General features: G+C 64.8%; 22 protein-coding genes. 12 read left to right on the top strand and 10 right to left on the bottom strand.

Features of this window, described 5'->3' with window-relative positions; translation table 11 throughout:
- Nucleotides 1-76: 76 nt before the first annotated feature.
- Nucleotides 77-259, top strand: a complete 183-nt coding sequence (locus tag HNP51_RS11000; RefSeq protein ID WP_311769929.1) for a type II toxin-antitoxin system RelE/ParE family toxin — start codon at nucleotides 77-79, stop codon at nucleotides 257-259.
- A 42-nt stretch (nucleotides 260-301) separates the two neighbouring features.
- On the opposite strand, the gene HNP51_RS10995 is transcribed toward HNP51_RS11000, so the two are convergent.
- On the bottom strand, nucleotides 302-994 hold the full coding sequence (locus tag HNP51_RS10995) for an alpha/beta fold hydrolase (protein ID WP_184269541.1): 693 nt from the start codon (nucleotides 992-994) through the stop codon (nucleotides 302-304).
- An 85-nt stretch (nucleotides 995-1,079) separates the two neighbouring features.
- Here HNP51_RS10995 and HNP51_RS10990 point away from each other — a divergent pair, with 85 nt between their 5' ends.
- The 3 genes from HNP51_RS10990 (at nucleotide 1,080) to HNP51_RS10980 (ending at nucleotide 4,784) form a co-directional block, all read left to right on the top strand.
- Entirely contained in the window at nucleotides 1,080-2,045 is a 966-nt protein-coding gene (locus HNP51_RS10990) for a WD40 repeat domain-containing protein (RefSeq protein WP_184269543.1), read from the top strand.
- 40 nt (nucleotides 2,046-2,085) lie between these two features.
- Nucleotides 2,086-2,790, top strand: coding sequence for a monofunctional biosynthetic peptidoglycan transglycosylase (mtgA, locus tag HNP51_RS10985; RefSeq protein WP_184269545.1), 705 nt, complete (start codon nucleotides 2,086-2,088; stop codon nucleotides 2,788-2,790).
- Between the two features lie 104 nt (nucleotides 2,791-2,894).
- A complete protein-coding gene (locus tag HNP51_RS10980) occupies nucleotides 2,895-4,784 on the top strand; it encodes a ubiquitin-activating E1 FCCH domain-containing protein (RefSeq protein WP_311769930.1) in 1,890 nt (629 codons plus the stop codon).
- A gap of 79 nt (nucleotides 4,785-4,863) precedes the next feature.
- On the opposite strand, the gene HNP51_RS10975 is transcribed toward HNP51_RS10980, so the two are convergent.
- Together HNP51_RS10975 and HNP51_RS10970 are read right to left on the bottom strand one after the other, a co-directional pair.
- Nucleotides 4,864-5,775, bottom strand: coding sequence for an isopenicillin N synthase family oxygenase (locus HNP51_RS10975; RefSeq protein ID WP_184270534.1), 912 nt, complete (start codon nucleotides 5,773-5,775; stop codon nucleotides 4,864-4,866).
- Between the two features lie 940 nt (nucleotides 5,776-6,715).
- Nucleotides 6,716-6,856, bottom strand: a complete 141-nt coding sequence (locus HNP51_RS10970) for a hypothetical protein (protein ID WP_184269547.1) — start codon at nucleotides 6,854-6,856, stop codon at nucleotides 6,716-6,718.
- Between the two features lie 49 nt (nucleotides 6,857-6,905).
- Between HNP51_RS10970 and HNP51_RS10965 the strand changes: the two genes are divergently transcribed.
- From HNP51_RS10965 to HNP51_RS10935, 7 genes are all read left to right on the top strand, one after another.
- Complete coding sequence (locus tag HNP51_RS10965; RefSeq protein WP_184269549.1) at nucleotides 6,906-7,319, top strand: helix-turn-helix domain-containing protein; 414 nt, start codon at nucleotides 6,906-6,908, stop codon at nucleotides 7,317-7,319.
- A gap of 1,510 nt (nucleotides 7,320-8,829) precedes the next feature.
- On the top strand, nucleotides 8,830-9,354 hold the full coding sequence (locus HNP51_RS10960; protein WP_184269551.1) for a hypothetical protein: 525 nt from the start codon (nucleotides 8,830-8,832) through the stop codon (nucleotides 9,352-9,354).
- A gap of 98 nt (nucleotides 9,355-9,452) precedes the next feature.
- Entirely contained in the window at nucleotides 9,453-10,244 is a 792-nt protein-coding gene (locus HNP51_RS10955; protein WP_184269553.1) for a tyrosine-protein phosphatase, read from the top strand.
- 44 nt (nucleotides 10,245-10,288) lie between these two features.
- Complete coding sequence (locus HNP51_RS10950) at nucleotides 10,289-10,957, top strand: polysaccharide biosynthesis/export family protein (RefSeq protein WP_184269555.1); 669 nt, start codon at nucleotides 10,289-10,291, stop codon at nucleotides 10,955-10,957.
- Between the two features lie 11 nt (nucleotides 10,958-10,968).
- Entirely contained in the window at nucleotides 10,969-13,212 is a 2,244-nt protein-coding gene (locus HNP51_RS10945) for a polysaccharide biosynthesis tyrosine autokinase (protein WP_184269558.1), read from the top strand.
- Between the two features lie 19 nt (nucleotides 13,213-13,231).
- Nucleotides 13,232-14,545, top strand: a complete 1,314-nt coding sequence (locus tag HNP51_RS10940) for a hypothetical protein (RefSeq protein ID WP_184269560.1) — start codon at nucleotides 13,232-13,234, stop codon at nucleotides 14,543-14,545.
- Between the two features lie 326 nt (nucleotides 14,546-14,871).
- Complete coding sequence (locus HNP51_RS10935) at nucleotides 14,872-15,870, top strand: O-antigen ligase (protein WP_184269562.1); 999 nt, start codon at nucleotides 14,872-14,874, stop codon at nucleotides 15,868-15,870.
- A 222-nt stretch (nucleotides 15,871-16,092) separates the two neighbouring features.
- On the opposite strand, the gene HNP51_RS10930 is transcribed toward HNP51_RS10935, so the two are convergent.
- On the bottom strand, nucleotides 16,093-16,506 hold the full coding sequence (locus HNP51_RS10930; protein ID WP_184269564.1) for a CS1-pili formation C-terminal domain-containing protein: 414 nt from the start codon (nucleotides 16,504-16,506) through the stop codon (nucleotides 16,093-16,095).
- Nucleotides 16,507-16,915: 409 nt separating this feature from the next.
- The gene (locus HNP51_RS18595; RefSeq protein WP_260398419.1) at nucleotides 16,916-17,044 is read right to left on the bottom strand and encodes a hypothetical protein; all 129 of its coding nucleotides are present in this window, start codon (nucleotides 17,042-17,044) and stop codon (nucleotides 16,916-16,918) included.
- A 313-nt stretch (nucleotides 17,045-17,357) separates the two neighbouring features.
- Between HNP51_RS18595 and HNP51_RS10925 the strand changes: the two genes are divergently transcribed.
- Nucleotides 17,358-17,957 carry a helix-turn-helix transcriptional regulator gene (locus HNP51_RS10925; protein WP_184269566.1) on the top strand — a complete coding sequence of 200 codons (600 nt, stop codon included), beginning with the start codon at nucleotides 17,358-17,360 and terminating at the stop codon, nucleotides 17,955-17,957.
- 33 nt (nucleotides 17,958-17,990) lie between these two features.
- On the opposite strand, the gene HNP51_RS10920 is transcribed toward HNP51_RS10925, so the two are convergent.
- The 5 genes from HNP51_RS10920 to HNP51_RS10900 form a co-directional block, all read right to left on the bottom strand.
- Nucleotides 17,991-18,551 carry a hypothetical protein gene (locus tag HNP51_RS10920; protein ID WP_184269568.1) on the bottom strand — a complete coding sequence of 187 codons (561 nt, stop codon included), beginning with the start codon at nucleotides 18,549-18,551 and terminating at the stop codon, nucleotides 17,991-17,993.
- 59 nt (nucleotides 18,552-18,610) lie between these two features.
- The gene (locus tag HNP51_RS10915) at nucleotides 18,611-19,510 is read right to left on the bottom strand and encodes a hypothetical protein (protein WP_184269570.1); all 900 of its coding nucleotides are present in this window, start codon (nucleotides 19,508-19,510) and stop codon (nucleotides 18,611-18,613) included.
- Nucleotides 19,507-21,993, bottom strand: coding sequence for a hypothetical protein (locus tag HNP51_RS10910; protein WP_184269572.1), 2,487 nt, complete (start codon nucleotides 21,991-21,993; stop codon nucleotides 19,507-19,509). The genes HNP51_RS10915 and HNP51_RS10910 overlap by 4 nt, the downstream gene beginning before the upstream one ends.
- Before the next feature lie 112 nt (nucleotides 21,994-22,105).
- A complete protein-coding gene (locus HNP51_RS10905) occupies nucleotides 22,106-22,870 on the bottom strand; it encodes a molecular chaperone (protein WP_184269574.1) in 765 nt (254 codons plus the stop codon).
- A gap of 75 nt (nucleotides 22,871-22,945) precedes the next feature.
- The gene (locus HNP51_RS10900) at nucleotides 22,946-23,527 is read right to left on the bottom strand and encodes a hypothetical protein (protein WP_184269575.1); all 582 of its coding nucleotides are present in this window, start codon (nucleotides 23,525-23,527) and stop codon (nucleotides 22,946-22,948) included.
- Nucleotides 23,528-24,597: the final 1,070 nt, after the last annotated feature.

The following is a 24,597-nucleotide window of genomic DNA, read 5'->3' as shown; positions in this document are numbered from 1 at the left end:
TTCCTTGGGTTAGTGATCCGCCCCCGTTTTCTGGAGCACCCTAGGCTAGAGTTTTCCGCTTCCTCTACTGGGTCATGTGTCCCGGCATCCGGCCTCCGGTTCGGCCCGCTATGCCCATGAGCTTGATCTGCCGGAGCTGCGGTTCTGGCGCGTTCGCGGCTATCCCTACCTGCTCTTCTATGTGGAACGTGAAGACCGGATCGACCTGTGGCGGGTTCTGCATGGCGAGCGCGATCTGCCGGTCTGGATGCGGGAATGATCCCGGAAAGGTGGGTGGGGCCCGAGGTCCTATGACCGTCGCCTAGGACCTCGGGAGTCGGGATAGCCACTCCGTCATCACGCGCGCCAACGCCTGCGGCTGTTCCAGCGGGATCATGTGGCCGCTGTGGGGGATGTGAACCAGGGTCGAGCCCGCAATCCTCCGATGCAGTTCCTCGGCCTCATCCGGCCCGCGCAGGCGGTCGGCGTCGGCGGCGATGATCAGGGTCGGCTGGGCGATCTCGTTCAGTCGGTCGAGGTCGCCGGCGCGGGCCATGGCTGACTGCCGATGGAAGATCTCGCCGCCCAGCCTCAGGCCCATGTCGCGGACGCGCGTGATCATGGCCTCGTCGGTCGCCAGATTGGGATGAAGCGACGAGACGATGGCCGGGCGGCTCAGGCCCTTGAAGGCCTTCGGTGCGGCCCTCAGGGCCGAGCGGCGCTGGCGGATCAGCTCTTCGGTGTCGCCGCGGGCCGAGGTGGCGACCAGGATGAGGGCGCAGACCCGTTCCGGCGCGATCCGCGCCAGTTCGCGCGCCACATAGCCGCCCATGGAAAAGCCGACGGCGACGAAGCGGTCGGGCGCGTCGCTGAGGAGGGCGGCGGCCATGGCCTCGATATCCTCGCCCTGGCTCAGGTCGGTCGCCACCAGAGGCCCGAACGGGGCCAGATCGTCGGTCATAGCGTCCCACAGGGCAGCGTCGGCCATGAAGCCGGGAATGAGCAGCAGGGTCATGGGCCGCTCTATAGGCCCGATGCGCGACAGACGCGACGCGGGGCGCTATGAGGCGCGTCTGACTTCTCTGCTTGCGTGAGCCGACATGACTGCCTTCTCCTTCGACGCCCAGGTCACCGCCACCCTGTTCGACAAGACGGGCGCGATCTTCGCCCTGGGCGACGGCTCGGTGCGGTTCGAGAACGGCGCCCGCAGCGAGGTCCATGACGGCGCCATCCTGTGCGCCTGCGTCCACCCCTCGGGCGAGGGCGTCGTCACCGGCGGCGACGACGGCAAGGTGGTGTGGAGCCGCGAGGAGGAGGCCGTGCTGCTGGCCACGGCCAAGGGTCAGTGGATCGACTCCATCGCCGCCTCGCCGGCTTCCGGCCTGATCGCCTTTTCGGCGGGGCGCACCCTGTCGGTGATCGACGTGAAGGATGTCGCCTTCCGCCGCGACTTCCAGCACGAACGCACCGTCTCGGGCGTGGCCTTTGATCCCAAGGGACGGCGCATCGCCACCGCCACCTATGGCGGGGCGGCCCTTTGGTACGCGCGCATCGAGCAGCAGCAGCCGGTCAAGCTGGCCTGGGCCGGGTCGCACCTGGCGGTGGCCTTCTCGCCTGACGGCGCCTTCGTGGTCACCTCGATGCAGGACGCGCAACTGCACGGCTGGCGGTTGAAGGATCAGAAGAACATGCGGATGGGCGGCTATCCGACCAAGGTGAAGAGCTTCGCCTTCATGGCCAAGGGGCAACTGCTGGCGACCTCGGGCGCGCAGGGCGTGGTGCTCTGGCCCTTCATCGGCGCAAACGGCCCGATGGGGCGCGAGGCGACCGAGATCGGCTTTGACGAGACGACCTTGATCGCCCACGTCGCCGCCGCTGAACAGCATGGTCGGCTGGCCGCGGGTCTGGAAGACGGCCGCGTCTGGTGGGCCGATCCGGCAGGGCAGGGGCTGGACTTCATCAAGAAGGATAAGGGCGCGCCCATCGTAGCCCTGGCCATGAGCTCCGGCGCGGCCCGCGTGGCCTGGGCGGACGAGGACGGTCAGGCCGGCGTGGTCTCGCTGTAAACCCGCTTGCGCTGACGCTTGAGCCCGGCAGGATGACGGCATGACCCGTACGAAGACCCGCAAGCGGCGCCCGCTGCTGACCCTGCTGCTGATCCTGGCCCTGATCCCGATAGGCGGGGTGGCGCTGCACCGCTTTGTGCCGCCCCTGTTCACCATACTGATGGTCCAGCAGGCCGTCGCGGGGCAGGGCATGGACTATCGCTGGCGCTCGCTGGACCATATCTCGCCGCGTCTGGTCGAGGCGGTGATCGCCGCCGAGGACGCCCGCTTCTGTCAGCACCACGGCTTTGACGTCGAGGCCATCCAGAAGGCGATGGAGGCCAATGAGCGGGCCGAGCAACGCGGCTCGGACAAGCGGCGCGGCGCCTCGACCATCAGCCAGCAGACCGCCAAGAACGTCTTCCTCTGGCCAAGCCGCGACTGGGTGAGGAAGGGTCTGGAGGTCGGCTACACGGGCCTGATCGAGGTCGTCTGGGGCAAGCGGCGGATCATGGAGATGTATCTGAACGTCGCCGAGTGGGCGCCCGGGGTCTATGGCGCCGAGGCCGCCTCGCGCCACTGGTTCAACAAGAGCGCCGACAAGCTGACCGCGCGCGAGGCCGCGCGCCTGGCCGCCATCCTGCCCAGCCCGCGTCGCTATCGGGCCGCCGATCCTGGCCCCTATGTCCGCCGCCGCGCCAGCCGCATCCAGACCGCCATGGGCACGGTGCGCGAACAGGGCCTGGACGCCTGCGTCGACCGCTGAAACCTGGCGTTAACCGTCGCCATAGGGCCAAGCCTTAACGGAAGTCCGGCACCGTCCGCGGGAATGCGGACCTGCGTCCGCTGCGGAATTCAGGGGCCGAGACGGTGAAATACGGCGCGAAGAACGGATTAAATCGGCTGGCGCGGGCGGCGCGGACCTTCGCCGTGCGCTTCGCCAAGGGCACGCGCGGCAATGTGGCCATGATGTTCGGCATGGCCCTGCCGGTGCTGATCATGATCAGTTTCGGCGCTGTCGATATCCATCAGGCGTCCAAGGTGAAAGCCAACCTGCAGGACGCGCTGGACGCCGCCGCCCTGGCCGCCGCCCGCTCGAAATACACCGACGACGTCAACCTGAACCGCGTGGGGCTGGCGGCGCTGAAGGCCAATATGCCCAGTTATTTCAAGGACGGGAGCCAGGACACCGCCAGCTTCACCCTGAACGACAACAGGATCACCGCCAACGCCCGCGTGAATGTGAAGGTCTTGGTCGCCAACATCGTCCTGCCGCCCTACGGCAAGCTGATGGACGACTACCTGCCGGTGGGCAGTTCCTCCGAAGTGCTGCGCGCCTCGCGCAACGTCGAGGTGGCCATGGCGCTGGATATCACCGGCTCGATGAAGGGGCAGCCGTTGAAGGACCTGAAGGCGGCGGCCAGCGACCTGATCGACATCGTGGTGCAGGCTGAGCAGACCCCCTTCTATTCCAAGGTCGCTCTGGTGCCCTATTCCATGGGGGTAAATGTCGGGAGTTACGCCAATGCGGTGCGCGGCGTCCCGATAGCGGCGACGGATATCACCGACGCCGCCTGGGCCCCGCAGGACCCCACCCCCATCTCGACGGTGACGAAAGCCAACACCCCCGTTGTTACCTCCAACAGGCATGGGCTGACGACGGGGGACACGGTGTGGATCAGCGGGGTCAGTAACGGCGGCGACGTGAATGACCGCGTCCTGACTGTTAAGGTCCTGAACACAAATAGTTTTGAACTGATCGGGCGATCGAACACCAAGAGCAACGCCACGGGCGGATCGGTGCGCAAATGCATCCTGTCCGATTGCACGATCATGGTCACCTCGCCGAACCACGGCTTGTCCGACGAAGAACTGGTCGAAATCACGGGTGTACGCGGCATGACCCAGTTGAACGACAAGACCTATCAGATCCGTGTTCTCACTGCGGACACCTTCTCCACCGGCGTGCGGAACACGAGCTACGGCGAGTATACTGGCGCCGGCAAGGTTCAGTGCGGCCGGGATGGCTGCGCCAGGCGCATCTATCTGAACCCGAACAATCAGGTCCAAAAACTGAATATCAGCACCTGCGTAAGCGAGCGCCCTGGCGTGGCCGCCTTCACCGATGAGGCGCCGTCGTCTTCGGATCGTAGAGTGGGGCGCAACTATCCGGCGACCAGCGGAAACCCTTGCCTGACTGCTCAGATCACCCCCTTGTCCAGCACTATCGCAGACCTCAAGAGCAAGATTGCCAGCTACAGCGAAGGCGGCTCGACCGCCGGTCAGATCGGCATAGGCTGGGCCTGGTATATGGTCTCCCCCCGGTTCGCCTATCTGTGGCCGAGCGCCAGCGCGCCCGGGCCCTATGAACCGCAAAAGACGTTGAAGGTGGTCATCCTGATGACGGACGGCAATTTCAACACCCCCTATTGCGCGGGCGTGATTTCCCAAGACGCGCCTGATGACGGCTCGGCCGGTACGGCCAGCCTGCAGATTAACTGCGGAGCGAACGGCACCCCCTTCGCTCAGTCGGTCAACATGTGCGATGCGATGAAGAGCGAAAGCGTCATGGTCTACACGGTCGGGTTTAATCTCGGCACGGACCGCGGGAAGGCCGGGATCGATACGGCCATTGAGGTGATGGAGGAATGCGCTACCTCCAAGGACAAGCACTTCTTCAAGGCCAACAGCGGCACCGACCTGAAAGACGCTTTCAAGGCTATCGGTCGTGACATCACCCGCTTGCGCATCGCGCGCTGATACGGGCGAGCGGACAGACAAAAGGGCCGGCGGATCGTTCCGCCGGCCCTTTCTTCGTTCTTCGGCCGTGCTGATCCGCCTAGATCAGGCGGATCTCCTTAAGGCGTTCCATCAGGAAGTCTTCGGCCAGGATGGTCTTGCCCGCGTACCGGTCCGGGTTTTCCGGGGTGATGGTCGAGGGCAGGGTCTCGATCGGGAAGTCAGGATTGAAGTGCAGGAAGAAGGGCGTCGAATAGCGGGCGAAACCGCGACGCTCGGGGGCCGGGTTGACCACGCGGTGCGTCGTCGACGGCAGGACGTGGTTGGTCAGGCGCTGCAGCATGTCGCCGATATTGACCACCAGGGCGCCCGGCGGCGGGGCGATGTCCAGCCACTCGCCGTCGGCGTCCTTGAGCTGCAGGCCGGCCTCTTCGGCGCCCAGCAGCAGGGTGATGACGTTGATGTCTTCATGGGCCCCGGCGCGCACGCCCGGCGCGTCGGCGGGGACCGGGGGATAGTGCAACATGCGCAGGACGCTGTTGCCCAACTCGACCTTGTCCTCGAAATAGTCGTCGCCCAGCTTCATGTAGCGGGCGATGGCCTTGAGGATCTTGCGGCCCAGTTGGTCCAGGGCGTCGAACATGCCGTAGAGGTGGCTCTGGAAGCCCTCGATCTCGGTCGGCCAGACGTTGTCGCGCATGTATTGGCGATAAGGATGACCTTCCGGCAGTTCACGGCCGACGTGCCAGAACTCCTTCAGGTCCACGGCGGCGGCGCCCTTGGCGGCTTCGACGCCGAACGGGGTCAGGCCGCGCGCGCCGCCCGTGCCGGGCTGGTGGTACTGACGCTTTACGTCTTCCGGCAGTGCGAAGAAGGCCTTGGCGTCGGCGAGGGCGGCGTCGATGGTCGGCTGGTCCAGGCCGTGGTCGGAGATCACGGCGAAGCCGTAGCGCGCAAACGAGGCGCCCAGGGCGTCGGCGAAGGCCTGGAAGTCGGCGTCATAGCCCTGCATCGACACGGGGACGATGGCGCGGGTCTTGGTCTGGTCCTCGGCGGAGGATGCGGTCAGCGGAGAGCTCACGGGCGGATAGGGCCTCTGAATGGGGATATGGAGGGTTCCATACGCCTAGCCGGAACAAATTGGCAGTCCGGCGCCGTCTGTGTTGAAGGGCCTCTGTGGCAATGGCTTTGTTCCTCCCTAGGCTTGGAGATCCCTTGGCCTCTCGTCTGGCGCGTCGGGACGCGATTTCGCTATCCGGGCTAACAAATTTCTAATATATCAACGATATCGTTTGCGGACGCCTTTGTGATGGAGAGGACATGGATAGAGAGACCATGAAGCGCGCGGCGCTTGAGGCGCTTAAACGCGCGCAGGCCTCTTGCAATCCCCAAGAAAGGCGGACGCACGCACAGACGGCGCTCCACTATATTGAACTCTGGAAAGAGCGGGACGCGATGATCAAACAGCTCTCGCTATAGGAGCGTGCGACAGGCGCAGAACAGGAGCCGACGTCCACCGCATTAGGCGGCCGCCTCCCCAACTGCCAACACAGATTCCGCCCCTATGTAAAACCCGGCGTGGGGACGCGGTTTTGGATGTCCATGGCGACAATCTTGCCCTTGGCGCTGACGTGTTTGATCGGCGTCAATGCATCGCGAGCGTGAGTGCAGGCCGCAAGCGGTCACATGCATTCTCATAAGATTTCGCTCGCACGGTGAGTAAGAGCTACTCAGGGGGATCGGGCGAACTTGCCGCCGGTGGCGGGATGGGGTGTTTCGGACGTGGGAGGGCCCCGGTTAGACATACAAGGTGACTGATGAACGATTGGACGCTTGAACATTCTGTAGAAGCCCTTGAGGCGGTTCGAAAAGGAACGGCGGGTACGGACGCGTCATTTGAGCGGGTGATCGAAGCCGAGCAGCGCACCCTGGATAGGCTTCCCTCCAGCCCTTCAGAAGCGTCGGCGCTTCTCCGTCTGGCTCTGGCCGACCTCGAGGTCGGCGGTCGCAGAGACGGGCGTGATCTCGGTGCGGTCCAACGCGTAGCCGACTACCTTGTCACGCTGGATCACCAGGAAGAACCTGGATGACACTTGCTGACATTTGCGTTATCGTCAGAGCACACTTGAGGTAGTGAGTTGCATGGCTGGCAAGAGCGCATCTGATTTTGACGTGCGTCTGGGGCAGCGACTGCGAGAGGCGCGTATCGCTGCGGGCTTGAGCCAGAGCGAGGTCGGCCGGTTTATCGGCGTCTCCTTTCAACAAGTCCAGCGCTATGAACGCGGCGTCAATCGTCTTCCAGGCAGCGCCTCCGCCATTCTTCACGCGCGCCTTGGCCTTGCGGCCGAGGACGTTCTAGGCCTCGAGGACAGACCGAATATCCCGGCCACGCAAAGCTTGATGAAGACGCCCGGCTCTGATGAGCTTGTTCGTCTTTACGATAGGCTTGACGCGGCGGCGCGCCGCTTGCTGATCAAGTTGGCGAAAGATCTTCTGGAGCGGTCGAGTTACGGCCAGCCAGGCCAGCCAGGCCAGCCCGGTCAGACGCCGACATAAAAGCAGGCTTGGAGTGTCCGGCGACACGCCATCTCTGACGCTGGCAGGCGGACTGCATCGGACACGTCGAGCGGGAGGTGACCCCTTTTGATCGACGACCGTCATTTTATCCTGTCAGCTGCGCCGCGATCATAGGATCGTCCAGCGGCGCATAGGGTTCATCGTAACCTGAAAACCGGGGGGTTGAGATCGTCATCCGGGAATGAGCAATTCCTCGGATGAGCGTATCAAAGGTGGCGGCCCAGCCCTAAGCCAAGAAGGTTCGGATCAGACCGCCTGCTACTCACGGCAGCGTCTTCCGCTATGCCTAGGTGGAGGTAAACGATTAGTGAAGCTTGCTTGTGGCTGTTCGCTTCTGGCTCCCGGCATGGTTTCGCTCCGGGGGGGACTTTTCGTGGTCCAGGATGAGGCGCGGGTTTCGGACGCCGTCGAGGCTGCTCACGTTATTGAAGGGAGCGGTTTGACACAGGTCGGCATGAGCGGGCTCACGCCAATGTCTGATCGGTCAGACTGCAGCTTCTATTCGCCGTTCGCGCCTACCTCGCCTTGTGACCAGGGCTTTGGCTATGAGAAGGGGGCAAGTTAGCGCCGGCTCTAAGGAGAGCGAGGTGCTCTTAGAGGGCGCTTGAGGTCGGCGGTGCGTGTCCATCTATCGGGGCCCTATCGTCGTGAGCGCTCCCTGTCTTGTGCGCCAGCGTCACGACTGTCTTTTCCGAAGACATGAACGCGCGAGATTCTATCTGCGGCCGCAGGCGGCAGTCGAACAGATCGTCGAAGCGCGAAAATCGAAGAGTGACCAATGTCATGCCTCGGTTAGTGCCGCGCGCTGCAAGGGCTGGCAAGGCGAATTGCACGTCTGAGGTGTGATGGGCGCCTGCTGCTGCGCACTGCGGCTTCGATTGCCCCCGACGCAGGTCGGAGGTTAAGAGCAGTCTTCTTCCAATCTAGGCGCCTTGACTTGTCACCTCCTTTGATCAGACCGCCTTTGTCAGGGCCGTCGCTGAATTCTGCGACGAATCGTCGACGCACAAAGCCCGTGGTCGTCGCGGCCCGGGCGGCGCTTTTGATTGCGCTAGTCGGGGTCCTGGCGGCTGCCGTGGCGCCGCTTGAGATGGCCCCCTCGATCGGCGGTTCCGACTGGATAAGCCATGGCGTGGCCTTCGCCGTGCTCGCCGTCCTGGCAGCCCTGGCCCTCCCGGGACGATCTCTTGTCGTCCTTTGGCTGGGCCTGGCTGTTCTCGGTGGAGGAATCGAAATTCTTCAGGCCGCGCCGGCAGTTGGGCGAGGGCCTAGTGTGGCCGAAGGCGTCTGGGACGCACTGGTGGCGGGCGCGGTGCTTTTGCTCATGGGGCTTGGCGACCTGCGGGCTCAACAGCGATAGGCGGTGAAAAGAATAGGGTGAGAGTGGTCGCTTAAACGTCACGCTCAAGCGGGGCGGAAAGGGTTGTCTCTCGCGCTTCTAGCGTGTAGTCGGATTGCAGAAACCGATATTATCTGGAGGGGTAGCCCCATGAAGAAAGCCTTTGGCGTCATCGTCGCCAGCGCTCTGGCCGTTAGCGGCGTCGCCATTGCGGCTGCTCCGTCGCTCAAGCCTGCCGCCGCTCCTGTCGCCCGCGTGGCGTCGGAAGGCGTCGTCCAGGTGAACCGCGGCGAAGGCTTCACCGCGGTTGGCTCGACCGCCATGGTCGCGGCCGGCGACCAGGTGCGTCTGGCCTCGTCGGGCGACCTCGTTTACGGCGACGGCTGCTCGGTGCAGGTGGCTGCTCTGGACGCTTTCACGGTTGCAGCAGCCTCCCCCTGCGCCCAGTCGCCCGTCTTGACCAAGGCCGCCTTCGTCCAGGCTCAGGCCGGAGCAGGTGCGGCGACGGGTTCTAGCGCGGCAGGTGCAGGTGCAGGTGCAACGGCAGGCGCAGGCATCGGTACAGTTGCAGGCCTTAGCACGACCGCCATGGTCGGCATCGGAGCCGGCTTGGCGGCTGTGGTTGCCGGGGTTGCAGTGGCGGCTTCTGACGACGACGAGCCCGTCAGCGCCTGATTAAGCGTAAGGTAAAAGGCGAACTTGGAGCGGCTTCGGCCGCTCTTTTTTTGTCGGGCGCGTGCGAGCGGGCCCACTGAGACTGGCGTTAAGGCTATATGATCGATCTCCACTGCCATCTTCTGCCAGGCGTCGACGACGGCGCCGAGACCCTCGCGGAATCGCTCGAGATGGCGAGGACGGCTGTGGCGGATGGAACGGTCCAGCTTGCCTGCACCCCCCACATCTACCCTGGTCTCTATGAGAACGACGGACCGTCTATCATGGCGGCCGTTGATCGCCTCCAAAAGGCGCTCGACGAGGCCGATATCAATCTTCGACTCCTGACCGGCGCAGATGTCCAGCTTGCTCCGGATATGGTGGAAGGCCTTAAGACCGGACGCATCCCCACGTTGGCGGGGACGCGATACTTCCTGTTTGAGCCTCCGCACCATGTGGCGCCGCCGCGGATGCCGGACATGATCTTTCGCCTGGTGGCGGAAGGGTATGTCCCTGTGATCACCCATCCAGAACGACTGACCTGGATTGAGGACCACTACGACACGGTCTGCGACGCCTTCGACGGGGGGGCGTGGATTCAACTGACCGCGGGGTCGGTGACGGGCTACTTCGGCCGGCGCGCGCAATACTGGTCCGAGCGCATGCTCGACGAAGGTCGCGTGCATCTCATCGCCAGCGACGGTCATAATATGCGCCGACGCAGGCCCGTGCTATCGGCCGCGCGGGACGCGGTCGCCATGCGGCTCGGCGAGGCGGCGGCTCTGGACATGGTGCGCGGTCGACCGGAGGGGATACTTCTCGACCGCTCGCCTGAAGACATGCCCGCCCTCGCGGGGGTTCAACAACGGGCCGAACGAGCGTCAGGTTGGCGTCGCTGGTTCGGGAGATGACAATGACTTTGATACGATCCCTTAGGCCAGTCGCGGGCGCCGGCATGGCCGCCCTTCTTTCAGCCTGTTCGGCCGGCATGGGCATTGGCGAAGGCCGGGGCCTCGGCGCGGACGCGGGCGATGGACTGCCAGCGCCGAGCGTGCAACAGGCGGCGCAGCCCTCCTACAGGGTCGGGCCATTCGATCTGTTGCAGATCAGCGTCTTCGGCGTGCCGGAATTGTCGGGACCGGCCCAGGTCGACGGCGAAGGAATGCTCACTCTTCCTCTGGTCGGAGGCGTGGCGGCCATGGGGCTGACGCCGCCTCAGCTGGCGGCTGAACTTGAGCGCGCCTACGGAGCACGCTTCGTGCGTGACCCGAGCATCACCGTGCAGGTGACCACGCCGCAGAGCCAACGGGTCGTGGTTGGCGGGGCTGTCGGCGAACCGGGCGTCTTCCCGGTGCTGGGGCGTCTAACGCTCAATCAGGCCATCGCTCAGGCCAAGGGTCTCGACGACTACGCCAACGCTTCCAATGTGATCATATTGCGCGAGGTCGATGGTGTGCAGGCTGCGGCGCGTTTCGACCTCCGCGCCATCCAGGCGGGTCACATGGCTGATCCTGAACTGGCGCCGGGCGATACAGTGATCGTCGACACGGCCCGCGCTCGCCGCCTTATCCGCGACCTTGCTCCGCTCGGCTCACTGTTCGCCGTCTTCCGCGCCTTCGACTAACCGGTTCTCCGATGACCTTCAACGATCCCAAGGCCGTCCAGGCCCTTCCGCCTGCCCGTAACGGCGGCGCTCTCTTCGGCGCCTCCGGCGAAGGCATGATCGACCTGCGCCGCCTCTGGCATGTGGTCCTCAAACGCTGGTGGGTCCTGGCCGGCTCAGTCGCCCTGCTCCTCATTCTCGGCGTCATCGTCACGCTGTTGTCGACGCCGGTCTATCGCGCCAGCGCGACCATTCAGATCGACCGTGAAGCGGCGCAGGTCATCGACGTCGAAGGTGTTCTGCCTGCCGAAAATCTCTACAGCGCGCAGGAATTCTATCAGACGCAATACGGCTTGCTGAAGAGCCGCTCGCTCGCGGAAAGGGTGGTGACGGGCCTCGGCCTTGCAACCGACCCTCTTTACGCTGAGGAAAACCGCCGCACGCCTGCCGGGCAGGCGCGTCCGGTCGCCCGTGCGGCGGAAGCCGCGGAGCTCAAGCGCAAGGCGATCGACCAGTTCAGCCAGAACCTGCGGGTCACCCCCTCGCTGAACTCGCGCCTTGTCACGATCAGCTACGACAGCCCGGATCCGGCTTTGGCCCAGGCCGTGGTCAACTCCATCACCGAGACGTTTATCGCCAGCAATCTGGAGCGTCGTTTCGAAGCCTCCTCCTATGCGCGGAAGTTCCTCGAAGAGCGTATCGAACAATTGCGCGCCAAGCTCGAACAGTCGGAACGCGAACTGGTCGCCTACGCATCCAACGAGCAGATCATCAACATCCCGAGCGTGAGCGGAAACGCCGAACAAGGCGGCAATCGCGGCCGCTCGCTGATCAGTTCGTCGCTGGAAGCCCTCAACGGCTCTCTCTCCAAGGCCCGTACCGACCGGATCGAGGCCGAGCAGCGCTGGCGAGCGGCCCAGGCGTCCACCGGCCTGGCGCTCAGCGAAGTCCTCGCCAGCCCGACCATCCAGAAACTGCGTCAGCAGCGCGCCGAGCTGGTCTCCAAGCGGCAGGACCTGCTCGAGCGTTTCCAGCCCGAATATCCCGCGGTTCTTCAGCTGGCGGCCCAGATCGCCGAACTTGACCGTCAGCTGGCCGCCGAGGCCGGCGACGTTCGCCAGTCCCTGCAGGGCCAGTATTCATCTGCAGCCGCGGCGGAACGTTCGATCGAGGCTGAAATCGCTCAGCTCAAGACACAGGCGATCGACCTCGATCAGCGCAGCATCCGCTACAACATCCTTCAGCGCGAGCTGGACACCAACCGTGTCCTCTATGACGGCCTGCTGCAGCGTTATCGCGAGATCGGCATCGCCGGGGGCGTCGGCACCAACAACGTCTCCGTGGTCGATCGCGCCGAAACCCCGGTCAATCCGGTCGCTCCCAAACCCCTGATCAACCTGGCCCTGGCCGGTCTCCTCGGCCTGCTGCTGGGCGCCGCGGTGGTCTTTGTCCTGGAGTTCCTGGACGAGTCCCTGAAGGTCCCTTCGGACATCGAGACGAAACTGGGCCTGCCCTTGCTCGGCAGCATCCCCCTCCTGCCGTCGGCGGCGGCGCTGGCCGAGGCCGAGCGCGACCCGCGCTCGGGCTTCACGGAAGCTTATCACTCGGTTCGTTCCGCCCTGCAGTTCGCCCGTGTCGGCGGTACGCCGAAGACTCTCCTCGTCACGAGTTCGCAGCCCGGCGAAGGCAAGAGCACGTCTTCGGTGGCCATCGCTCGGGCCTTCGCCCGCATGGGCAAGTCGGTCCTTCTGGTCGATGGCGACCTGCGCAATCCGTCCTTGCACAAGATGCTGGGCGCCGCGAACCGCGTCGGCTTCTCTTCGGTCCTCGCCGGGGCGGATGTCGCCAGCGCCGTCCAGCGCACAGACCAGGAGCATATGACGCTTCTGGCCAGCGGTCCGCGCCCGCCCAGCCCGGCGGACCTCCTCAGCAGCCCTGCGCTTGGCGTCTTCCTCGATCAAATGAGCAAGAGCGTCGACCTCGTGGTGATCGACGGCCCGCCGGTCATGGGCCTGGCGGACGCCACCGTCCTCGGCAACGCCGTGGAAGGCGTGATCTTCATCAGCGGCGCCGGCGTTGTGCGTCGTGGCGCAGCGCTGACTGCGCTGGACCGCCTGCGCGCGGCCGGAGCTGACGTCGTCGGCGGCGTTCTGGCGCGGTTCGATTCCCGCAAGGCGAACCTCGGGGGCTATGGCTACGAATACGCCTATTCCTATGATTACGGCGCGGCCGAGGACCGCCCAGCGTCGGGACGCAAGCGCGGCCGGCGCGCCTGATCGATAGAAGGGGGCGGAGATGGGACCCAAGACTTCCACGCGACGCGGAGGGCGTCAGTCCGCCCTACTCCTTTCGGCCGTCGTAGGCGCAGGCCTGGCCCTGAGCGGGGCCGTCGCTGCTTTCGGCGTGTCCCGCCTCCAGACTGCGCCGGCGGCGAGCCTGGCGGGTTGGCCCTGGCGGGCGGCGCCTCATCTGGACCGGGGCGAGGCGGCCCTCGAGGCTGAAAATGAGGCCGCCGCCGCCGCCCACGCCCGGCAGGCGCTCGAATATGCGCCTCTGTCCGCCAAAGCCTTTTCGCTTCTCGGTCGGACGGCGATCGTCCAGGGCGACACGGCGCGAGCCGACGGCCTGATGGCGGCGGCGTCGCGTCGGTCTCTGCGCGATGCGCCCAGCCAAACCTGGATCTTCGCACGAGCCCTTGAACGCGGTGATTTTCCCGCCGCCCTGTCAGCCTATGACGTCCTGATGCGCCGGCGACCCGATCTGGCGGAGCCCCTTTCCCCGCCGGTCTTCGCGGCGGCTGATGGGCTGGACGAAGCCCGCGCGGCCTTGGCGGCGCGTTTGGCCCTGGCGCCGGGCTGGCGATCGTCCTTCATGGCGGCCTATGGTCGAGCGAGCGCCCGACCGGCTGCGGTTCACGCCCTCCTGTCCTTGCTGCGCGCGACCGACGCGCCGCCGACCGATGCCGAGATGCGAGCCTATCTCGACCGACTGTTGCGTGACCGGGCCTATGTGCCGGCCTATGTCGCCTGGGCCGAGCATCAACCCGACGCGGCGTCGGGGGCGGGAGGCGGCGTGTCGGACGGGGGCTTCGAGATCGACGGTCCGCGCCTCGCTCCATTCGGCTGGACCCTGGGGATAGGCGATGGCGCCTCGGCGCAGCGCGTCCCATCGCCGGATAGCGAGGGCTTCGGCCTGCAGGCGGCGGTCTCTGGCGGTCTGGCGCGACGCAGGATCGCCGAACAGATGATGATCCTCCCTCGTGGCGGATACCGGCTGAGCGGTCGGGCCTGGAACGAAAGCGGCGACCCGGACGGCCGTTTGGTCTGGACGGTGCAATGCGAAGGCGGGGCCGGCCGCCTGCTGGCGTCAGTCGAGGCGCCAAACGGCCCTGTCGGCCGATGGACGCCCTTTGAGGCTGCGGTCGTCGTGCCGCAAGACTGCCCCGCGCAGCGCCTGCGTCTCGAGGCGCGGCCGGGGTCGAGCCTGGCGCCGGTCTTCGTCGTCTTTGACGATATCGACATCACCCGTGCAGAGGTTGGCGGCCGGTCGGCCGGCGCGCCGTTGGAAGAGGGCGATGCCGCAAGGCGCGGCGGGGGGACGATGCGATGATCTATCAGGCAAGTCTCCAGGACGACGGGACCCGGTCGTCGCCAGGCCTGTTCCTCGCTACGGGCGCCTATCTGACGCTGTGCCTGGTTCTTGGCGGCGCCTCGCAGGCTAACGACGGGTTCGACCTGATCTTGCGGTTGGCGGGCGTCCCCCTCCTTTCCGCAGCCTGTTATCGGCTCTTGGCGGGAAGAGCCCCGGGAACATCCTGGCCGGCATTCGCGCTTCTTGGCGCGCTGATCTTGCTGCCGGCTCTGCAACTCATTCCCTTGCCGCCCGGACTTTGGGCGGCGCTGCCTGGCCGAGCCGAGTTGGCGGCGGATCTGAGCATGGCCGGGGTCGCCCCGGTCTGGCGCCCTCTTTCCCTTACGCCCGAGGAGACGCTTGACGCCCTCTTCGGCGTGGTTCCCTTTGCGGCCGTTCTGATGGCGGCGGCCTGCCTGAGCCCGCACCAGCGCCAGCGGCTCTGGGTCGGCACAGCGATCCTCGCCTTTGCGTCCGTCGCCCTCGGAGCCCTGCAGCTGGCGAGCGGGGGGCTTAGGCTTTACGGCGACCGTGGCGGAGCGGCGGTCGGTTTCTTCGCCAATCGCAACCATTGGGCCGTCTGGCTGGCGGCCTCCCTGCCGATCCTCGCCTTTGTCATGAGCCGCAGCAGCAGCCGGGACGGGCGCATGGCGCCGCTGGCGGTCGCCATTCTTCTTGCGACCTTTGTGGCGCTTCTGGCGGGCGTAGCGATTTCCGGATCACGCGCGGGCGCGGTGCTTCTGGCTCCAGCGGTCATGGGATCCGTATTTCTCTTGTGGCGGCAGGGCGGCCGGGGCGCAGGGGCGCGTCGGTTTCTTCTCCCGGCGGCGGCTGCAGCCGCTGGACTGATCTTCGCCATCCTCGGGACCTGGGTTGCAGCATCTCGGTTCGCTGGCGCAGGTGAGGACCTACGCTTCGATCTATGGGCGAACGCCTTCAGTCTGGCGTTGGCCCATCTTCCGTTCGGCGCCGGGGGCGGGAGCTTCAGTGCAGTCTACATGGGCCAGGAAACCGCTGACGTCCTCACAGCCGGGTTCGTCAACCAGGCGCACAATGACTGGGTGGAGATCTTCGTCGAATATGGGGTTGCAGCGATACTGCCAATGGTTCTCGCGGCGATCGTCGTGGTGAGAGGGGCGCGTAGAGACAGCAACGCTCCCTTCATCATCCTGGCTCTGGCCTTGCTTCTTGCAGCGTCCATTGTCGACTATCCGCTGCGCACGCCGGCGCTCCAGGCCCTGACGGGGCTGCTGCTTGCGGGGCTGGCCTCTACAGGCCAAGCGCATCGGCGGCGCCGCGCCTGACAGGAAGCAGCGCGGGCAGGCGCCTGATTTGGGTCCGGCGGGCCTGGTCGCCGTGTGGGCGAGTCGTCATCGCTGCCTCCAGCCCATTTGACATCCCGCCTCGCCAAGCGACGCGCGAAGAACATCGTAGGCGCCGAGCCCGCTCAAAGCCAGTCTGGACGTTCGGTGGTTATGGGGCCTTGGGGTTCGAAGCCCCTCGCTGCAGGCACAGCTAGTTCAGCCTCAAAGCCCGGCGGGATCTGCTGTCCGACACTCCACGTTGCCAAGGCGGTGGAAGGCAAGGGTTTCAGTTTGCGCGTCGATCAAGCTCGAGACGTCCAGAGGCTCACAGGTGGTGACTCCTTCAATAGGCCTGAACTCGATCTTACCGTTTCCCAGGGCTGTAATGGTGAAATAGCCGAACTGGTCTGTAACCGTCAGGTCTCCTCCCGATCGCATCATCACACCTTCCAACGGCGCGCCCTGCGGCCCGACCAGGCGACCGAAGAGGGTGTACTCTCGCTTGGCGTCGAACTGCAGTCGCACGACGTTCCCGGGATAAAGCGTGACCCGGCGGATCGAGAGATCAGCATCAAAGGGCGGGGCGTTCTCCGGCGTGAGCGTGAGTTCATAGTTGGCGTAGGCGGGCAGGCCCACAGCCGCTCTAGCGCCTGGCCGCAACAGGTCAGCAGGTTGAGAATCAACCCGGACACGGTAACCGGAAGCGGGGTCAACGAGCTTATCGGATCGGTCAGCCTGGATTTCGGCAATGATCACGGATTCACCAGGACGGGCCATCCCGAACTGGGCCGCGCCGCCGCCAATGGCGAAGCCAGACTGGACGTTGCCGTAGATTGTCGAGAAATCGCCGCTCCGGGTGATGATGTGCTGGGCGGTGATTTCGGCTGTCGCAAGACGGGAAGCGACGACCGTGGAGGCGTAAACTCGATCATTGTCGGCGTTGGGCGACAGCCCAGCCTGACTTGTGAGGTTGTAGTCCCGCTATTCGTCCCGACGCGAAACACTTAGGTTGGCGACCGGCGATAGTCCCCCGCGAAGGCTTTCTCTATCGGTAGATCTGTTCCAGGCCCACGCTCGCCGTTGCATTGGCGCGGGCGCCGACGCCGAAGCCGAATGTCAGGGTGAAACCGACCCGAGTGTCCTGCTCGGTTGTCTGGGCGTAGGTGTTCAGCAAGGCGCGACAGCCTTTTATCTCGATAGGCCGGTTATATCTCAAAGCGGCGCTGTACCGGCCGTCGCAAGCGAAGCCACCGCAATCAGAAAGATCTTTATCTAAAGACGCCTCGTCAAATGGGTCTCAATGTCGCCAGTATGCCTCCCGGGATGCCTGCGCGCGGGCGAAGTCGGCAGACGGCTTGGACGGCGCGGGGCCGGACGCTGAAGACCTTTGCCTTTCCGAACCGAGGGTCAGCGCTGAAAATTCTCGATCAGGTCTTGATGTTGAACCGTTTTGGTACACATTATAACATTGTTCGTGGGGGGTGGGCATGCAGCTCAGCGGTTCTAAGCTTCGCGATGACAGGTGGTCTGCGGGCGAGCAGGCCGCCGCTATAGAATTATGGGGCCGCCATTGCAGTCGGCCCGCGGTTATCATTGATGCCGATCTCAGACTTATATGGAGCAACCCGTCCGGCGGGCTCCTGCTGTCCACGGATCCCGATCTCCGCGAAATCGGCGGGCGGCTTCAACTCAAGGCCGGGACGACGCAAGAGTTTCGGTCTTTCTTAAACGATGTCGATGATCAGCCCTGCGCCTGGGTCTTGCCCCGAGGCGAAGAGCGAGGCTGCATTGTCATGCGCGTGACCAAGGTGCTTCTGGACTCTAACGAAGCCTTTGTAATCGCGTTCAGCGATACAAGAGACGTCGAGCGGATCTGGGCGAAGTTCGGACCTGCTCTGGGCCTGACCGCGGCGGAGGAGAGCATTTTGAAGCGCCTAGTGGACGGGGCTAATGTCGAGGCCGCAGCGCTGGCGTTGGGCGTGTCGGTAGCCACCGCCCGGACGCACATAAAGCGAGCCTACGGCAAGCTTGGCGTTAGCAGTCGCGAGGAGATGTTCGCCGAACTCCTGCCCTTCCGGCTCGGCTAGGGCGAAGGCTCTGCTGGGGCGATCGCCCAATGCCTAGAGGGAATACGTCGTCGCGCGTTTGCGAGTAAGGATGAAGGCGGCAGAGCCTCGGCCGGATGTGTCTTCAGTGATGCGCAAGTGCAGGTCCAAGCCAGCCCCGTTGGGGTTACGCACCAGGGGGATGGACTGCGGCGCCGTCTCGTCGCGGTGCATTAGAGGCGCGCTTATGAAGCTCGCGGAGGCTGTCTGGCCTATCCCGGCAAAACGTGACCGGGCGAGTCCGGTCGGCACGGCGAAGACCTCCACGCCGCATTGACCGCTGGCCTCGAATGTCAGGGCATACAGGCCGTAGCCGAACTGGCGTGTCAGAAAGACCTTCCCTTCGCGATCGCCGAGCAGACGACTGCGCAGGGGTTCATGAGCAGGCCAGGCTTCCAGATCCCTCAGGACCGGCGCCATAGGCGCCCCTGAGAAAAAAGCGCTGCAAACCTGCATCATGAGCTGGGGAGCGGCCGCCACGTAACGTTCAGGATCTGTGTGGGCTTTCGCCTCGCAGACCGACATCATCGAAAGTCCGGCCGCAAGCGCGATTGCGACTGTGTTTTTTATGATCATCACATCTAGTCTCCGTGGTGGAAACTAGACGCTGTATTTTTAAAGTCTGGTGGATGGTCTTAGTAAATAGAAGAGACCGTAAAAGTAACCGTATCCTGATATCGACCTGCGTATCCGGCGATCTCTCGCAGCACGACAGCCAGGTCAAGCGACTGCCGTGTCGGCCTGCCGGGGGGCGGGGCTCCTCTCGCCAGCTCCGTCGGGGTCTGGCCAAGGGCGACCGCTCGGCCTCCGAGGAGGAGATCATAGGCGACGTCGGCCCTGACGCCGGCTTCGCGGTTAACCATCGTCCCCCCGTTCTCACTCGACACAGCGACGGTATAGGCGGTCGTCGACGCGATATGCAGTGTCAGATGACGCATGTCGCCGGACGTCATGTGACCGAAATCGAGCATCTTGCGAGAAGCGCCCATGGCGTCGTCGAAGCGGATGGACACCGCAGGGGGGATGACGGTCGTGACTGTCAGCTCGGCGATGTCGACGACGTCGGACTCGTCAGCGGTGGTCAGCTCGATGCGGAAGGCGCCCTCGAAGGGGCCGGAGCCTGTCGCCAGTCCCTCCAGAATGGCGGCGTCGAGGGTGGTGTCCTGACGGGGCAGCATGAACACGAGGGCGCCGGGCTGGCGAATAGACGGCGTTCCCGCCTGAGCGTCGGCAGTGAGCTCCAGATCCAGGTTGGCGCCGCGACCGTTCGTGATGCCGAAGTGGGGGCTTCCTATCGGCGTGACCCTCAGCAAAGCGCCGCAGCGCCCGTTGTCCTCTTCGTCCGTGGTCTCAGAAGAAAGGCGCAGAAAGGACGATCCGCGATCGCCGCGCGTCACCAGCCCGAAGGGATCCACCCTTACATGGGCGAGGTGTATATGTAGTGCGCGCTGGGAGAAACCGGACACGCAGGCCGAGGCCGGCGTGGCGACGAGCGCGCCTGTTACGATGGCCAGCAGGAGCATGATCCGCGTCATGGGGCGATGGTTCCTTTCGGCGTGAGAACGATGTCCAGGCCGCGGACAACGCCTTTGGCGTCCTCCGGCATGACCAGGACGCCGGTAAAGCCTTCTTCTCCCCGGATCTCTATGGAGTAAGTACGGCCGGCGCGAAGCCCGTCGCCGTAATAGCGCCCGGCTTCATTGGAGAATATCAGAGTGCCGGTCGCCGTCGGGTCGTCAACCGGCCGGGCCACCCCGCTGCGCAACCCGAGGTGTTCGCCCAGCGCATCGCGCAAAATGCCGATGGCCGCTGCGCTTCCGCCTTCCCCATAGTCGACGATCACGCCGGAGCGGTAAGTCGCAAAGACCGCTGTATCCTTCGGCGAGGCGACGGAGCGTTCCGCGTCCAGAGGCTGCACCGTCACGAGCTGGGGCCGGTAAGAGAAGAGATTGTTCAGCACGGCAGGCCCCATACGGTCCGAGCGGGCCTGATAGACCAGGCCCTGTTCCAGTCGCGCCAGGTCGGGGTTGACGGCCAGGTCGGCGCCTTCAAGATCCTCATGCCCCCGAATCAGGGCGAAGCTGTCCGCGACGGGCGCGCTCAGGGCGAGCTGGCCGCCCGCGTAGACCACGGCGGTCCCCAAGGTGGCGCGGGTCCTGAGGCGATCCTTATCGCCGACCACGACATCGTCGGGCCCTTCAGTGGTGAGGAAGGTCTCGTAGTCCTGAGACAGCCTGAGCTCGAACCGGTTGGCCGTGTAGCCCAACTCGCCCGTGAGCCCATCAGACCCCGTTACGCCCTGATAGCCGATGCGGTAATCCACGGCCCCCACGCCGGGAACGCCCGTGTGAAGATACTCCAGCCGACGAAGATCTGTACGGGAATCATAGGAGGCGCTGGCTCCGGACCCCAGTCCGAAACGCCAGTTAAATTGCAGGCGCACGATGGTCTCGTCGCGCTGGAAACGACCGAAGCCGGCGCCGGAGCTATGCCCCACCGAGGCTGTGAGGCTAGCTCGCTCAGAAGCCCAGGATCCGCCGGCGGTCAGAGTGTGGCTGTCCGCCTGATCGCGCAGTAGCGCATAGGATCCGCTGATGAACCAGCCGATATTGGGTGTGAGCGGCGCCGAGACCGTGGCGGCGACTGTCCATTCCGGCGCAATGAAACCGGCGGCGCCGGTTGTGCTGGTCTCCACGGGCGTGAAGCGCGGGCTGCGCCAGCCAAGGTTGGCGTTAAGCTTCAATCCTGCTCGAAGCCCCTCGGTCGCCTGCTGATAGTTATAGGTCAGGTCGACGGCGCCGCCTGAGCCTGATCGATCGTACTGCGAGGCGGCCGCCCGCAGGCTGAAGCTGCCGACGGCCGTCGCCTTGACGGCCAGGCCTGACAGGACCCCGCCGTCCTGGGTCAGCCGCAAGGCGCCGCCGCCCGTGAAGGTGTTGGTCAGGCCGCGTTCGTAAAAGCCCGACGCCACGAACCGGTCCGTCTCGTACCGGAGACGTCCGCGATCAAAGTATCGTTCCAAGCCAGCCGACACGCCCCAGTCCGCTTCCCCCACGGCCAGCAGGGACGTGGAGGAAAAGGCGTCGAAACTGAAGCGCGTCTCCCCGCCCAGATTGTCCCGGGCGACGATGTCGATGACATTGGAAGCGGTCTGTATGATCGGAAGATCGGCCAGACTGTAGCGTCCGGGCGTTAGTCTGAGCGAGCGCGCCAGGACGCCGTTCACATAGATGTCGACCAGAGCGTCGTCTGCGATCTCGAAGTCCTGGAGGTTTCTCGGCCGCCTCTCGCGGAAGGGCTGGAGGGTGTAATCGCGTCCCCACGAGGCTCCTAGAAGCGGGGACAGGGCGATGAAACCCGATCCTTCCGCCTGGATGTCGCCCAGACGAAATCGCCGAGCACGGGCGGGATCGTCCCACGTCAGGGTCGTGACCTTGCGGCGGACTTCATCCATGCGGGCTTCAGTCGGTTCCGCCTCTAGCCTCTCCTGAAGGTCGACCCCGGTTTCCAGCACCCAGCCGTGCAGGTTGACGGCAAGGTCAAGCGATCCTGCGGCTGGCAGGCGCCCATAGCGGCGACCCTCCGCTTCTCCGTAGAGGATATCGAGCCGGGTGTTCAGGATGACCGAGAAGGGCTCAGGCTTCAGGGCGTTGGCGACTTCACGCAGGTAGCGGTCCTGTCGCGAGAGCAGGCGCCGCTGGCGCATCGCCAGAGGCAGCTCCAGCCTTAAGGCCAGCAGCTGATTGTCAAAGGCGGCGTCAAGACCTTCCGCCTGCAAGCCGGCGAGGCTGAGGCGCCCGTCCGGCGCGGCTGCAGCGCTCGCTTGAAGCCCCTTGATGACCTCGGTGTCCAGGAGGGGCTCGAGGGCGGCCAGGAGCGCAGCCGCGTCCACGGTGGTCTCGGCCGGACTGGCTCCAACCACGATATCGACAGCGCCGATGCGCTCGTCGTCGACGAAGACCGGATAGTCAAAACGCGCCGGCCGCGACTGGCGCCGGCCGAAAGCCCGTTCGAACACATCGTCCGCAGATGGGGTCGTGGGCGCGGCGGGCGTGGCTTGCGCGACGGAGAGCCCCGTTGGCTCCTGTGTCGCAAGGATTGTGAGAAGTTCCAGCACCCCGGTTCTTGTCCTAGCGGATCAGATACTGGGCGTTGAGGCTCGCCGTGATCGGTCCGAACGTCAGGGCGTCAGGCCAGGGGAGCAGGAAGACACGCGAGGCGCCCGCCAGGATGGTCTGCGTGGTCAAGGCTTCCGTGGCCGGCGATCCCGCCGCAAGGCTGGTCGCGCCGTCGGCCCCGGTGACCTGCAGTTCCGCTTTGTCGATCACCGCCCGCTTCGTGCCGCGGTTTTCCAGGGTGATGGCGAGGTGTCGCTTGCCTTCGCTCTCCAGGGGCTCCGCCTTTGTCAGCGCGATGTCCGACGCCGCCCCGGGCGGGGCCACGTAGATGTTCGCCACGTAGGAGAAGGCCACGGTGACGCGCCCGCCTTCGCCGGGCGCGTCGAACGTCACCGGAATTTGCCGGACCCGCATGCGGAAGGGCAGTTCCCTCTCAAGCTGCGGCTCGCCGATCCATCGAAGACGCAGGGTCTGAGATCCCTGAGCCGGCACCACCATCTGAGGCGGAACGAGTATGAAATCCTCGGAGATTTCGCCGTCAAGGTTCTGGCCGCTGTCGCTGACCAGGCGTTGGCGAATGATGGCCTCTACCGCAATCGGCGTATCCGACTTGTTGAGCACTCTGAAGGTCTGCTCCGACCGCGACGCCGTCGGTTGGAGTTCGGCGAGTAGCGGCGAGATTTCGTAGGATTGGGCTGCCGCCGGGCCGCTTGTCAGGCTCGTGAGGGCCAGGCCGAGAGCCGCCGCAGCCTGCGCGAGACGATGGTGATGAAACATGAACTCCCCCCAAACTGCCGAGCGCCGGGCCTGAAATCCTGTTCAGGTCCGGCGCAGCAGTTTTGAACAATCGTCTTAGAGCGACGCCGAGATCTCGAACGTCAGGACGTCCTCGTAGGAGCCGGCCAGATAGTTGGTGCCGTCAGTCGCGCCGCCAGCGCCCAGATCAACCTCGACGTTGAGAACTGAGATCTGGTTGACGAGGCTTGCGATGTTGCTCCAGCCCTGGGTGACGATAGCGAAGGGCGTCGTCCGGGTCTGTCCGAGTTCGTACTGGTCGAGACCCGCGGCGCCGCCGGCGGCGCCGGTGGGAATGCCGTTGAAGTTCAGGCCGTAGCGGGCGGTGTACTGATAGCTGCCGTCAGGTGCGTCCTGATTGCGCATGCCGCCGTTGGCGGACGACACCGTCAGGGTGTAGGGCGCGTTGCAGCCGTAATACAGGGACGGCATGGCCTGGTTGGTCAGGCGTCCCTGGTTCAGATTGACGGTGCGGCTTGCGCTGCTCGTCGAGGTGTCGCCCAGGCCCAGCGAGCATTCCACCGGAATGGCGCCTGTCAGCGTCAAGGTGGCTGCCTCGCTGTCGCTGGTGGCGACCTGCGCCATGGCGGTGGCCGGAAGAAGCATAAGGGCGGCGACGCCCACCATCATCAGTTTCATTTTCTTCTCTCCAAGTTTTGAGGCCAAGCCTCGGTTTGAGGGACGAAAGGTCCCCATGTCGACGGCGTCAGCCATCGCCATTCCAGGCGCGCCCGGAACTCGCTGGAGCCGAGACGCGCTCAAAAACGTTTGTTGTGAAGGAGACTGTCGACCGGCTTGGCAGGGTTCACCGTGGGCCGCAAAACGGTCGTTGAAGCCGTATCCGTAGCACTCCCTCCACGCCTTAATGAAGCCTTAATGATTTCATTACTGGCAGGCGCAGAGAGGTCTAGCGACCCCAATTTAGGGTATGCTGCTTTATTCGCCTTGGCGGCGAGTTTGTATATGCGCCCGTAAACACGGCTGGGCGCCTGGCTTGAATGAGTTTAACGGTGAAGCTTTCACCTTTCGAGCTACGAATCTATCCGATGTCTTTTCAAGCTTAGCTTTAATAGACGATTAGATGGTATTTGCGGTCCGTGTCGCGCCGGGGTGCGCTGTTTGACTTTGTGAAATATGGAGCAGGCATGTAAACAGCTCCGGCTGGCCAGAAGTTGAACTCGGCCCGATCGATGATCCTGTGCTGCGCGCCATCGTCGTGATCTGGAGCGCCTAAACCGGCCTTGGGCCTCAGCGGCTGGTGAGTGTTTGGCCCCAGCAGGGACACGCGCGCAAAGCGGCTCTGCTGCGAGAGCTCGCATGCCAGGCGGCCGGAAACCGGATGCGGACCCTTAGGTCGAGCGCACGGGAGGTCGGATAGGATTTGGGAAGGGGAGGTCGCTCGCGCGGCGGCCGATCCGTGTGGTCCGGCGCGCCCTCGTAGACGCGAGATCTAGGCTGTTGGCAGAGTGAAGAGCGGTTTCCCGCCCTAGACGCACGCAACCCCGAAACTCTCATCCGGGGTGTTGACCCGCCGATGCTCCCCCGTCAGCTTCCCCGCATGACGAAGGTTTCCAGCGGGCGTGACGGGGCCGACCCTGCCCCCGACAGCAAGGTGCGATCCGAACGGTCACACGTAGGGCAGCCCGGACCGGCGGGGGAGGGCGCCGCTGACCTGATCCCGACAAGCCTTCCGAGGGCGCGCGCCGTGC

This window comes from Brevundimonas bullata (assembly GCF_014207965.1).
Classification (GTDB): Bacteria; Pseudomonadota; Alphaproteobacteria; order Caulobacterales; family Caulobacteraceae; genus Brevundimonas; species Brevundimonas bullata_A.
The sequence above is the reverse complement of the archived record's forward strand: the minus strand, read 5'-3'. Positions and strand labels throughout refer to the sequence as shown.

Coding starts and splice junctions, on each gene's coding strand:
- HNP51_RS10915 (WP_184269570.1), bottom strand. CDS start 19,510: ATGACGCGGATCATGCTCCTGCTGGCCATCGTAACAGGCGCGCTCGTC.
- mtgA (WP_184269545.1), top strand. CDS start 2,086: ATGACCCGTACGAAGACCCGCAAGCGGCGCCCGCTGCTGACCCTGCTG.
- HNP51_RS10900 (WP_184269575.1), bottom strand. CDS start 23,527: ATGAAACTGATGATGGTGGGCGTCGCCGCCCTTATGCTTCTTCCGGCC.
- HNP51_RS10995 (WP_184269541.1), bottom strand. CDS start 994: ATGACCCTGCTGCTCATTCCCGGCTTCATGGCCGACGCTGCCCTGTGG.
- HNP51_RS10955 (WP_184269553.1), top strand. CDS start 9,453: ATGATCGATCTCCACTGCCATCTTCTGCCAGGCGTCGACGACGGCGCC.
- HNP51_RS10975 (WP_184270534.1), bottom strand. CDS start 5,775: ATGCAGGGCTATGACGCCGACTTCCAGGCCTTCGCCGACGCCCTGGGC.
- HNP51_RS10905 (WP_184269574.1), bottom strand. CDS start 22,870: ATGTTTCATCACCATCGTCTCGCGCAGGCTGCGGCGGCTCTCGGCCTG.
- HNP51_RS10950 (WP_184269555.1), top strand. CDS start 10,289: ATGGCCGCCCTTCTTTCAGCCTGTTCGGCCGGCATGGGCATTGGCGAA.
- HNP51_RS10925 (WP_184269566.1), top strand. CDS start 17,358: ATGCAGCTCAGCGGTTCTAAGCTTCGCGATGACAGGTGGTCTGCGGGC.
- HNP51_RS10935 (WP_184269562.1), top strand. CDS start 14,872: ATGGCCGGGGTCGCCCCGGTCTGGCGCCCTCTTTCCCTTACGCCCGAG.
- HNP51_RS10945 (WP_184269558.1), top strand. CDS start 10,969: ATGACCTTCAACGATCCCAAGGCCGTCCAGGCCCTTCCGCCTGCCCGT.
- HNP51_RS10960 (WP_184269551.1), top strand. CDS start 8,830: ATGAAGAAAGCCTTTGGCGTCATCGTCGCCAGCGCTCTGGCCGTTAGC.
- HNP51_RS10940 (WP_184269560.1), top strand. CDS start 13,232: ATGGGACCCAAGACTTCCACGCGACGCGGAGGGCGTCAGTCCGCCCTA.
- HNP51_RS10920 (WP_184269568.1), bottom strand. CDS start 18,551: ATGATCATAAAAAACACAGTCGCAATCGCGCTTGCGGCCGGACTTTCG.
- HNP51_RS10965 (WP_184269549.1), top strand. CDS start 6,906: ATGGCTGGCAAGAGCGCATCTGATTTTGACGTGCGTCTGGGGCAGCGA.
- HNP51_RS10990 (WP_184269543.1), top strand. CDS start 1,080: ATGACTGCCTTCTCCTTCGACGCCCAGGTCACCGCCACCCTGTTCGAC.